General features: G+C 44.2%; 9 protein-coding genes. 7 read left to right on the top strand and 2 right to left on the bottom strand.

Going from position 1 to position 12,428, the window contains the following annotated elements:
* Window positions 1-168 precede the first annotated feature (168 nt).
* On the top strand, window positions 169-840 hold the full coding sequence (locus FW759_RS11070) for a hypothetical protein (RefSeq protein ID WP_446443031.1): 672 nt from the start codon (window positions 169-171) through the stop codon (window positions 838-840).
* Between the two features lie 141 nt (window positions 841-981).
* Here the strand turns inward: FW759_RS11070 and glnD are convergent, their stop codons facing one another.
* The gene (glnD, locus tag FW759_RS11075; protein WP_446443032.1) at window positions 982-3,726 is read right to left on the bottom strand and encodes a [protein-PII] uridylyltransferase; all 2,745 of its coding nucleotides are present in this window, start codon (window positions 3,724-3,726) and stop codon (window positions 982-984) included.
* Between the two features lie 210 nt (window positions 3,727-3,936).
* Window positions 3,937-4,728 (bottom strand): type I methionyl aminopeptidase, encoded by a 792-nt coding sequence (gene map / locus FW759_RS11080; RefSeq protein WP_416231965.1) that lies wholly within the window; start codon window positions 4,726-4,728, stop codon window positions 3,937-3,939.
* Window positions 4,729-5,054: 326 nt separating this feature from the next.
* On the opposite strand from map, the gene FW759_RS11085 reads away from it, so the two are divergent.
* The 6 genes from FW759_RS11085 to FW759_RS11110 all read left to right on the top strand — a co-directional run bounded on the left by FW759_RS11085 (window position 5,055) and on the right by FW759_RS11110 (window position 12,322).
* Window positions 5,055-6,131, top strand: coding sequence for an esterase/lipase family protein (locus FW759_RS11085; protein ID WP_446443033.1), 1,077 nt, complete (start codon window positions 5,055-5,057; stop codon window positions 6,129-6,131).
* A gap of 124 nt (window positions 6,132-6,255) precedes the next feature.
* Complete coding sequence (locus FW759_RS11090) at window positions 6,256-7,359, top strand: lipase secretion chaperone (protein ID WP_446443034.1); 1,104 nt, start codon at window positions 6,256-6,258, stop codon at window positions 7,357-7,359.
* Window positions 7,360-7,640: 281 nt separating this feature from the next.
* Window positions 7,641-8,129 (top strand): META domain-containing protein, encoded by a 489-nt coding sequence (locus FW759_RS11095; protein WP_062843884.1) that lies wholly within the window; start codon window positions 7,641-7,643, stop codon window positions 8,127-8,129.
* A gap of 240 nt (window positions 8,130-8,369) precedes the next feature.
* Complete coding sequence (locus FW759_RS11100) at window positions 8,370-9,368, top strand: Xaa-Pro aminopeptidase (RefSeq protein ID WP_446443035.1); 999 nt, start codon at window positions 8,370-8,372, stop codon at window positions 9,366-9,368.
* Window positions 9,369-9,542: 174 nt separating this feature from the next.
* Complete coding sequence (locus tag FW759_RS11105) at window positions 9,543-10,193, top strand: hypothetical protein (protein WP_446443036.1); 651 nt, start codon at window positions 9,543-9,545, stop codon at window positions 10,191-10,193.
* A 119-nt stretch (window positions 10,194-10,312) separates the two neighbouring features.
* Window positions 10,313-12,322 (top strand): flotillin family protein, encoded by a 2,010-nt coding sequence (locus tag FW759_RS11110; RefSeq protein WP_446443037.1) that lies wholly within the window; start codon window positions 10,313-10,315, stop codon window positions 12,320-12,322.
* Window positions 12,323-12,428 lie beyond the last annotated feature (106 nt).

A 12,428-nucleotide genomic window follows, 5' to 3' on the forward strand; every position in this document is an offset into this window, starting at 1 on the left:
TTTTCATGGTAAGACTGTTTGTTGGATGCCGAATAATTATCGCTCATCGAACACTCAAAAATGTAGTCGGATTCAAAACCGTTAAATAAAAATTATCAATGACTAACGGTCATGAGTACAAAAAACGCTATCAGTCTTCATGATAAAATATTATAAGGATAATTTGATATGCCTAGTGTTTCAAAAACTGAAGATATAGACGCTGAACATATCAATCATGATAATGTAGGTAGTCATCAGCATCATACTCGATTGTATGAATTATTGAAACAGCGAGAACAGTATTGGTGGCAGGCTCGACAGCAGTTGCTGACTCGTAAAGAAAGAAAAATGGTTTGGTACAGCGAAAACAGTTTGATGATGTGGTTACTATGGCAATTGGTTGGTTATGTGGTCGTTGCTATGATACTAATGTTAATAAGTAATTTACTCGATATAGTGCTACCTTTATGGCAATACATTGCTTTGTTTGTCTTACAAACCGTTATTTTCGTTTTTATGTTGATGGCTAAAGGGCGAACGGCCAATAAACTACAGCGTAAAATCGACAAAGATGAAATGGTGAGTGAAGAAGCATTCAATGAAATGGTTATCTTAGCAAAAGACAGTTTGTTTCCAGATGTACATGCTAATGCGCCAATTTCTTTAAAGCAGTTATACGATTATTTTGAGGGGCAGTTTCATCTGACCAGTCTGCATCGCTTACTACAAAAAGAAGTTGATACTGGGCGACTACTACTGACTCAGCAGCAGTTAGATGCAAATATATTGCCGCCAGATCTTGCTGATGATGAGCTGGATGATCATGCCAGCGAAATGATATACAAAAGCATGATTTAAGACAGTTTTCCTTCTTCAAGTTACGTTTGTGACCGTTTAATCCTTCCTTTATCGACGAGTCCGGTTATTCAGCAATACCTTTATCAATCAAATACCTCTATAAACCAACATATCAATTCATAGAGGTATCGATTTATTGTATCAAGTCACAGTGTCTTTTTGTGTACTTAGACTTGCGATTAGTGCTGACTTTAAGGCATCGAGCCTATCAGTAGATAAGGGTTCATCATTTTGGTCACTGATATAAAACATATCCTCTGCACGCTCGCCCAATGTAGTAATACGGGCGGCATGTACCTCGATTTTTTGTTGTAAAAACACCTGTCCCACTCGTGCCAATAACCCGGGCTGATCCAGCGTCTCTAAGCTCATGATGTGTTGATCTGATGCTTCATTAAACTCAAAATTAATTACCGTTGTCACTTCAAAGTGTTTGAGCTGACGAGGCATGCGCTTGTTCGTCAGCTTAAGCACAGTAGGATCTTTAAAGGCATCGATCAGGCGTTGTTTTAGCTCCTGCTGACTGTCCTCATCAACCAACAGCGTGCCGCTAGGATCAAGGAGTACATACGAATCTAAGGCAAAGTCGCGGGTAGCGGTAATGATACGAGCATCCAATACATCCAGATTCATCTGATCGAATACGGCCATCGTGACGGCAAATAGATTCATCTGATCTTGCGTATAAACGAAGACCTGCACCGCATCAAGTGCCAGCTCTCGATGCTCGCGTAATACGACCAAAGGCGGGCTATCTGCGTTAGAGGCAAGACCGATAGGCGGGTGGTTCAAGATAGCTTCGGTATGCCATAAAATATCTTCGGCAATCTCTCGCAAAAAGTACTCATCGCCCAAATCGTCCCATAGTCGCAAGACTTCGTCGCGATTCATATGCTGATTTTTGACATTGTCCAGCATCTCTAAGGTTTGCTTACGCGTAGCACTAATCATGTCTTGACGGTTGGTCGGCGCATCTATATCAGCCCGCAAAATGCGCCGAGTCTGAGAATAGAGCTGCTTCATAAGGGTTGCCCGCCAGCTATTCCATAACTGTGGGTTGGTCGCATTCATATCGGCAACGGTCAGCACGTAAAGATGATTGAGATGGGTGACATTGCCAACCAAATTTGCAAAAATAGTGACCACTTCAGGGTCTGAGATGTCTTTTTTCTGGGCAGTCATCGACATTAATAAATGATAACGAGTCAGCCAACCGACCAAGTTGGCATCTGCCAAACTCATACCGTGCGCCAGGCAAAACTCAATAGACTCCGTTTCACCCAGCTCACTGTGATTGCCACCGCGACCTTTGGCAATGTCATGGAACATCGCTGCCAATACCAAAATTTCTTTGCGCTCGATTCGTTGGAATATTGAGCTGACCAAGGGAAAGTCTTCATAAAAGCGCGGGTCGGTGAAGCGGTGTAAAATTCGAATCAAAAATAGCGTATGTGCATCGACTGTGTAACGATGAAACAGATCATATTGCATCAGACCTGTCACTTGAGCAAAAGCCGGAATATAACTGCCCAAAACCCCACAGCGATTCATGGTACGCAAACGATGAAATAGATAGTTCTGCTCTTTTAGATTGGCCAAAAATAATGCCTGATGTACAGGGTTGTCGCGGTACACCTGATCGATACCGCGCGCAGCGATTTTAAGCGCACGTAAGGTATGAGTACGCACGTTTTTGATACCGTGCTGACCCATCAATAAAAACATCTCCAAAATCGCTTCAGGATGCTGAGCAAAAACCCTATGATGTGACATGGCGATCTGGTCGCCAATTTGATTAAAGTGCGCGTTAATAGGCTGCTTTTTTGGTCGCTCGGCATCTGGTAGATGCGATTCTATGATTGTCTCATAATAATGGTTGGTCAACATCTCAGACAATGTCGATATTTTCATAGCGCAGCGGTAATAATCTCGCATAAAACGTTCAACCGCCGCGTTTGGCTCATCATCTGGTTGAGTCTCATAACCCATCAACTGAGCAATCTCGCGCTGATAATCAAACAGTAGCTTATTTTCATTACGACCTGTCAAGACATGCAGATAATGACGTATTTGCCATAAATAACCCTCTGCAAAGCTCAACTCATCAAACTCTTTTTCTGTCAAAAAGTTCTGTTGCACCAAGTCATAAAGCTTACTGACGCGAAAATAGCGTTTGGTCACCCAGCCGACCAGATGGATGTCGCGTAAGCCGCCTGGTGCTGTTTTGATATTTGGCTCAAGGTTGTATTCTGTGGCATTGTGCTGTAAATAACGCTCTCTTGCCTCAGCAACCTTGACATCATAAAAGTCACGCGGCGACCACTGTTTGTTGACAATCTGAATGGGCGTCTGTTGCAATGCCTCATTCCCAATCAATAACCGAGCCTCTAGCTGAGCGCTAGCAATGGTATGATCAAGCGCGGCTTCTAAAGCATCATTGACACTACGTACAGAGAGAGCAGGCTCTAACCCGATATCCCACAGTAGCGCCACTAAGCGATCTATTTTTTGGTTGGTATCTGGACTCATCTCATCTGGATACAGCAGCAAAATATCGATATCTGAATACAGCGACAGCTCACCGCGACCGTAGCCGCCTGTGGCAAACAGTGCCAAATCCGTCTTATCAAGCTCAAACCAAGTAAATAGGGCAGTGAGCAGGCGATCAATCGCGCAAGCACGTGCCGCTACCAACTGACGAATATTGACACCACGCTCAAGAGCACGGCTGATGTCGTCATTGATTTGGCTTAACCATTTTGGAATATCAATAAGCAGCTGTTCGGTGTCATGCGTGTCTGCCAATAGTGATGTGTTGGCCGCTGTATTATTCAATAGCAAAGGCAAGGGCGTTAGATCAATAGTAGCAACATCACAATTCAGCATGAGAGGTATCCAATTAAGAGGTTGAAAATAAATCGTTAAAATTAAGTCGTTAAGAGCATGTCATTAAAAACAAAGAGCGATTAGGCATCGTAAAACAGATGCCACACAAATCATATGCGCAAAAGTATAAAGATAAGCTTTAACAACACCTTACTCAATATGCCCTAATTATGCGCCAAAAAAAAGACCGCCTAGGCGATCTTTTTTATATTACTGGGTCAAAAAGCTCAAATCTTCTTCAGGTCGCGTGGTAAATACCTCACAGCCATTGTCGGTCACAACCATCGTGTGCTCCCATTGAGCAGACAACTTACGATCTTTAGTGATCGCTGTCCATTCATCGGGTAAGATTTTCGTCTGCCAAGTGCCTTGGTTGATCATTGGCTCAATGGTGAAGGTCATACCCGTTTTTAGCTCAAAACCCGTGCCTTTTTTGCCATAGTGCATGACTTGGGGCTCATGGTGAAACTCATTGCTGATACCATGTCCGCAGAATTCGCGAACGATACTGAAGCGTTCAGGCTCGACCACTTCTTGAATGGCAGCACCAACATCGCCTAAGCGCGCGCCATTTTTGACGACACTCATGCCAGCATATAGGGCGTCTTGTGCCACTTTGCAAATGCGCTGCGCCATGATAGAGCCGTTGCCAACGATCCACATTTTTGAGGTATCGCCATAATAACCGTCTTTGATGACGGTCACATCGATATTGATGATATCGCCATCTTTGAGCAGTTTGTTTTCGGCAGGAATGCCATGACAGACCACATGGTTAACAGAAGTACAAATCGATTTTGGAAAGCCATTATAATTGAGCGGCGCAGGAATGGCCTTTTGCACATTAACGATATAATCATGAGCGATTTGGTTAAGTGCTTCGGTACTAACGCCAACCTTGACATGCTCATCAAGCATCACAAGGACATCACTGGCAAGTTTACCAGCCACACGCATTTTTTCTATGGCATCAGCGGATTGAATAAGGGATTTTTTAGTCATCATCGTCTTACTTATAGTTATGAGATTGGTATGGTGCATTATAGCATAAATGTGGTTAGTGCTGTTTTGCGCGCATTGACCATCTATTCGTTAATTAAGTTGTTATTTGCCTGACAAGTCGCCGCATTCCTGACTCTATGGAGATGACTATAAAGTCACTAAAATACGGCCTAAATTCAAAAAAACTCATTGAATGTTGCTAAATATAGTCGTAATGTAATTTTGGTTGCTAAATGGATTAGCAAAGGTTTTCAGTACTTTTTTGCAGGATGCAAGAATAAAAGGACTGAAAACAGCCTCACCTTAACGATAACAAGGATGTTGTTATGAGACTCAAAGATTACTTACCTTCGGCAGACATGCCAAGCCTTTTTTTACCCACACTTGGTACGATTGGTGCGGGTATCTTTATGATAATCGTACAGACCAATTCTGCCCAAGCAGCGGGTCAGTACTATAATTGTGCCAATGCCAACGGTTGCAAGTTGGTTGATAGCCAATATTTCACATCCAGCTATACCAAGACGCAATATCCCGTCGTCATGGCTCACGGTCTTGGTGGTTTTACGACACTATTTGGCGTCATCGATTATTTTAATGGAATTCCTGGTGAGTTGATAAAAGGTGGCTCAGAGGTATATACCACCAAAACGTCAGCCGTCAACAACAGTGAAATCCGCGGTGAGCAATTGCTGCAACAAGTCAAAACCATCACTGCCATCTCAGGCAAACCCAAAGTCAATTTATTTGGGCACAGTCAGGGCGGTATCGACATTCGCTATGTCGCTGGCGTTGCGCCAAAATACGTCGCCTCAGTGACGGCCGTCTCAAGTCCAGAGCAAGGCTCAAAAACCGCAGATTTTGTCAAAAAAACGCTTGAACCAAACAACACTACTGGAGAGCCATCAAACGTCACCACGCAATTAGTATCAGGCGTATTCAATTTAATTGGTGGCTTTACGGATATCGGTTCGGGCATAAGTTACAAGCAAATACAACAGCAAGATGGCTGGAAGGCACTGGTTGCTTTATCCACGAGTGGGGCTGCCACCTTTAACGCAAAATTCCCAGCAGCGATGCCAACCTCATACTGTGGACAGCCTAGTAGCACCAAAGTAGGTGGTATCAGCTATTATTCATTCAGTGGGGTTGGGCAGCTAACCAGTGCCGTTGACCCAAGCGATTACCTGTTAGCCGCAACAGGCGTACCATTTGCAGGCGAGTCTAACGATGGATTGGTATCTGCTTGCTCAAGCAGGCTTGGTTATGTGATTCGTGACAATTATAAAATGAATCACTTAGATTCAGCCGACCAAGTGCTGGGTCTGACCGCATGGGGCGAGTCTGAACCAAAATCTATCTATCGCACTCAAGTAAATCGTCTGAAAAACGCCAGTCTATAAGAGTTATTTAGAATGATAGACAGAAATAGCATCAATTAGGCTTTAATTATATTGATGCTGTTTTTGTTTATCAAAGTGGCCAATCGTCAGATCAACCTATTTTTGCTACTAAGATACCTTTGCTATGTCAAATAATGGCCGCTCGCCTTTTTTAACTGTCGTGATGATTGTCGTGGTCATCCTCTTAACCGTGGCGATTATTTTATGGTTTAAACCAAACAGTAGCAGCGTTGCTTCTACCCAATTGGCTTCCACCACAACAGGCCGTCCAATTACTGATAGCGAATCGAATCTAGTCAGTTCTGACCAAGGTACGACTACCAGTCCTACGCAGGGCAATACGCCATTTATCACGGGGCTAGAGAATCTACCGCGCTCGTTGCAAGGCACGACGGTCGATGGTGAAATCATCATTGACGAGAATAAACAGCTGGTTGTGACCGAGGGCTTACGGCGTCTGTTCGATTACTTTTTATCCGCGTTTGGGGAAGAAGACGAAAGTGTGATTCATGAGCGCGTAAAAGGGTATATTCGCAATCACACACCAGAGCCTGCTGCTAGTCAAACCATTAGTGTATTCGATCAATATGTGGCGTATCTCAAAGCACTGCCAGAGATAGAGAAGCGCTATGGCAATCTACAACTGCAAGCGACGCAAAGTGGTGAGCTGGATTTAAATATAGTGGCGCAGCGCAAGCAAAATGTTGCAAAGCTTCGTCAACAGCATTTTGATAAGCCAACCATCAGCGCATTTTTTGGCGCAGAAGAAGTATATGACAACTATAGTGTTGAGATGATTCGAATCAATCAAAACGAGCAGCTATCTGATGCCCAAAAAGAAGTGGCAAGGCAGGACTATATCAGCCGTATGCCAGACAATGTTACCAAAACCAATATTGAGCAACAAGCCAATATCAGTGCCTTAATCACTCGGACAGAACAGATGAAAGCAAAAGGCGCGACGGCAGAAGAGATATATAAAATGCGTCGTGAGTTGGTAGGCGCACCAGCCGCTGCACGGTTAGCGCAAGTGGATCAAGAAGATGCAAGCTTCGATCAACGTTTTACTCAATATCAAACCCAAAAACAGCTGCTGTTGAGCCAAAATTCAGACAATGTGCAAACTCAAATTGAGCAGATTGAACAGCAATTGTTTGATGAGAGTGAACGTAAACGGTTGACAGGCTATGCGGCGCTGCAACAACAAAAAGCTGCCAGCTCTAATTAAATGTTTAACGAATAATGCGAAAGTGTTAGCAGCTAATGGCATGTCTAGCAATGCCTAGTAGCAAAAATACTATAAAGAAGAACAAATAATAGGGCAATCGCGCACTCAATCTATAAAGACAACTGAGTAGCAACTATGCATAATAGCTCAATTGTTTAGATACATGAATAAAACAATAAACCAATGATAATAAAGCTCATGGTTAGGATAAAGGGCATATCTGTTTTTTATGCAAATGCTTTTTATACTAATTATGCTTAGTAACCTATATAGGAGTTTATATGAAAAACATGACTAAAATAATGATGGCAGCGACGCTTGCTGTTGGTACACTTGCTGCTGGCTGTCAAACGACTCCGAGCGTAACAGCGCCCGTTACTCAGTCGATTACTTCTGAGGCGCTACAAGCGTACAACTGGCAACTTGTTGATGCCAAACGTATGAATGGTGAAAAAGTCAGTCAGCTGTTTATCAATCCAGCGAAACCGCTAACATTGAGCTTCTTTGAAGACAACGGCAGCGAGCGTGTGACATTTAAAAATACCTGCAATAATATGGGCGCGCAGTACAGTGTGGTAAATGGCAATGTACAGATCACCAATGGTATCAGTACCATGATGGCGTGCCCTGAGCCACAAGCGAGTTTTGACACCGCGACATTGGCCACTGTGCAAGGTAAATACAGCCTTAATAAGAATGTGAATAATACGCCTATCTTAACCATCAAAAATGACAGCCAAGTTGCTTATTTCAAAGCCGTCGCTAAGTAACTTATTCAACACAGCTCAGTCAATAAAACTTGTGTCGGTATGGCTTATGTCGGCACAGCTTATTGAACTAAGTGCGCTGTTTTTCAAAATCAGATTTGATTGTCACGATGCCTCACTACTATATTAAGTGGGGCATTTTTTTGTGTAAAACCAAAGTCCAATGTGCGCTACACTAGAGATAAAGTTGGTCTCTAAAAACGCTTATTATGCACTCATTAAAGCTCTATTGGACTTTATCTTATGTTGAAACGCTTTGTGTCACAACCGGCTAAAACTCTTATTAGCACCTCGATCGCGATAGGTACGCTCAGCATCATAACGGGTTGTCAGACGCTACCGAACATGAGTGTGTCTAATACCACGATGAATACTGCTAGTAACCCACTTACAGCGGCGATGCCTGCCATCGACCGTCAAGGACATATTGCTTATGTGGAAGAGCAAGGCGTAGGCGCTGCCAAGATATCCACCCTTTATACCATCCGTCCTGATGGCAGCGATCGGCAATTGATTGATCAGTTAACTGGCTATATCTATGCGCCTGCATGGTCAGCGGATGGTCAACAGCTGGCTTATAGCAAACAAGCACCGCGCGAGCATCCAAAGATTTATATTTATGAGCGTAAAAGCAACAATAAACAATTGGTCGTGGATAGTGAAGGCAGCAATCTATCAGCGTCGTTTTCACCGGATGGACAAAAGCTACTCTATAGCTCAACCGTTGGCGGCAACGCCGATATTTATAAGCGGCGTTTAAGCGATGGCAGTACCAAACAGCTCACCACCTTGCCCAGTACTGAGGTTCAGCCAAGCTACGCTGCTGATGGTAAAAGCTTTGTTTATACTAGCGACAAAATCCGTGCGGGCAGGCCGAGCATTTATCGTTATACCTTTGCCACTGGTAATGCAACACTGATACCGACAGGAGGTTATGCTGCCAGTCCGCAACTAAGCGCAGATGGTCGGCGCATGGCATATCTGAATGGTCGCAAGGCTGCGGTCATGACGCTTGTCACAGGTCAAGTGCTTGATTTGGCAGAGACAGGATTTGATGAGCCAGCGCGCCTGTCACCTTCTGGGCAATATGCTGTCTATCCAACGCGCAACTCAAATTTAGGCGGGCAAGTAGACGGGCAAAGCGGTGGCAGCTTGGTCATTCATTCCTTGTCTGGTCGTACAAGCTATGCGATCAGCAGTCAAGCTGGCGGTATATTGCGTTCACCCGTTTGGGGTCGTTAATGGCAAAATCTATGTATTATGTAATGGAATGTATATATAATTGAAGATAAAGAAACATAAGTTGATTCTATAGCCTAAATTTTAACAGGTTCTTGGTCGTATACTGAATTTGTCAAAACCTAGCACAGGAAGGCGATTTTTTATAGAGTTAGGGAATCAAACGAAGGAGCAACGATGCACGAGTCTTTTTTAGTCTTTGTCACTAAAATCAGTTTGTACCCCACGGTTGTATTTACAGGACTTGTGATGTTCGTGACTTTGTATTGGTTGGTGTCTTTACTTGGTATGGCGGATATGGACACCGTAGACATTGGCGAATCAGGTGCAGATGCCTCCAACCTAACTTCAACAGGGTTTTTTACAGGCATCATGCTCAAGTTCGGTCTTTATGGCGTGCCTTTCATTATCATACTTTCGTTGATCAGCTTGATCGGTTGGCTACTCAGTTACCTATACACCAGTTTTTTGCATCAACATTTTGACTCAGGGCTTTTGTATTATGTATTTGGTACAGGTGCTCTTATTTTTGTCTTAGTCGTCTCCATGTGGCTAACCGGCCTCATCATCTCACCCATACGCAAAAACATCGCCAATATCCCTAAACGCAATGCCTCTAGTCATGTAGGTAAAATCGCGATAGTGCGGACATTGACCGTCACAAGCAAACATGGCGAAGCCGCGCTCAATGACGGCGGGGCAGGTTTGATACTCAAAATACGTGCGGATGTCGATGACAATCCACTCAAAAAAGGCGATAGAGTGATGTTGGTAGAGTATCTGGATAACACCAACACTTATCGAGTGACAGCAGTTAGCAATCAATAGAGAATGGACAGCAATCTCGTAATACATACTTATAAAAGATATAAGACCCGTAATCTGTCTTTAGGCAGGGTATCAACCGTTTTACATTTGCTTGGAATGTTTTCATTAAAGGAATGAATATGGACATACTCATCATCGTCGGTGTCGTCGTGATACTGGCGTTTGTTTTTATCATGGCAACGCTACTCATGCTCAAAGCGTTTTATATCAAGGTTGAGCAGGGTACTGCGTTAATCATCAACGGCGTGAATAAAATCGGCGTACGCTTTGATGGCGGCTTTGTCTGGCCCGTCATTAACAAAAAAGAGCTGATGAAAATATCGCTGATCACCCTAGAAGTGGACAGACGCGGCAAAGAAGGTTTGATTTGTGCTGATAACATGCGCGCGGACATCACGGTGGCGTTTTATCTGCGTGTCAATGAAACCGAAGAGGACGTGCTCAAAGTTGCTAAATCTGTTGGTGTAGATAGAGCCTCTGATAAGGTTGCAGTCAATGAGCTGTTCAATGCCAAGTTCTCAGAAGCCCTAAAGACAGTAGGTAAGCAAATTGATTTTGTCAAACTGTTCGAAAACCGCAGTCAGTTCCGCGATAGTATCGTTCAAGAGATTGGTAACGATCTAAACGGTTATGTCCTAGAAGATGTGGCAATTGACTATTTAGAACAGACGCCAAAAGTCTCGTTGGACTCAAGCAATATCTTAGATGCGGAAGGTATCAAAAAGATCACTCAGCTGACCGCCTTTCAAAACGTCATCACCAATGAGCTTGAGCGTGATGAAGAGCTGGCCGTCAAAAAGAAAAACGTCGAAACCGTTGAAGCTATGCTGGAGTTGGAGCGTCAGCAAGCCGATGCCGAAGCCAAACAGAAGCGTGAAATCTCATCAGTGATTGCACGCGAAACCGCTGAGACACGCAAAATTGAAGAAGAAGAGCGCAAAAAATCTGAAACCGCTATTATTATGGTTGAACAAGATTTGGCGATTCAACGTGAAAACCAACAGCGTGAAATTGAAGTCGCTGAGCAAAACCGCCTACGTGCCGTGGTTATTGAAGAAGAGAAAGTCACGCGTGCTCGTGATTTAGAAATCGTCTCGCGTGAGCGTGAAGTCGACTTGCAACGTATCGAAGCCGAGCGTGCGATTGAGCTTGAGAAAAAAGAAATCGCAAACGTTATTCGTGAGCGTATCGCGGTGGACAAAACCGTCGCGCAAGAAGAAGAACGCATTAAAGAAGTGCGTGAAGTCAGTGAAGCGGAGCGCTCTAAGCAAACTCGCGTACTGGCAGCCGAAGCAGATGCTGAAGAACTCAAAGTGCGTCAGGTGAAAAAAGCGGAAGCAGAGGAGCTCTCTGCCAAGCACAAAGCCGTTGAGATCACCACGCTTGCCAATGCCAATCTAGAAGCGTCTGCTAAAGATGCAGAAGCAAAAATCAGAATGGCAGAAGGTATCAAAGCAGAAGAGTCTGCTCATGGTTTTGCTGAAGCCGCCATTCAAGAAGCCAAAGCCTCTTCTCTAGAAAAAGAAGGCATTGCCAAAGCCAATATTATCAAAGCAACGGGTCAAGCTGAGGCACAATCACAGCGTGAAAAAGGCATGGCTGATGCCGAAGTTATCGCAGCTCGCGGCGAATCCAATGCCAAGGCAGAGCGTGATATCGGTATGGCAAATGCTGAAGTTATCGCCGCGCGTGGTGAGTCAAATGCCAAAGCCGAACGCGACGTTGGTCTGGCAAAAGCCGAAGTTACTCGCGCACATTTCCAAGCCGAAGCAGATGGTTTGGTCGAAAAATTCAATGCCATGGGCAGCATGAGCAAAGAGGCACGCGAACACGAAGAGTTCCGTATGGGTCTTGAGACAGCGCTGCAAGAAGCGATTGCATCCATTGAGGCTGGTAAAGAGATTGCCAAAGAAAACGCAGAAGTCTTAGCTGTGGCACTTCAAAAAGCCAAAATCGATATTGTGGGCGGCGAAGCGCACTTCTTTGATAACTTTGCCAAGTCACTGTCGATTGGTAAAGCCATTGATGGCTTAGCGGGTAAGTCAGACACCTTAAGCGGTCTGATCAATACCATGATGGCCAATCAAGTCATGAAAGCCAATCAGTCAAATGATGACAAGCCTGCTTAAACGCGGCGCGACTGGTATGGATTTTCTTCGCGTGCTGCTAATGCAGAGGCTGCAAAAAATTCATTCCAGTCGCCTCATAACACTCTTGATGTAGGCTAGCTACATA

Source organism: Psychrobacter sp. 1176_08, assembly GCF_052850615.1.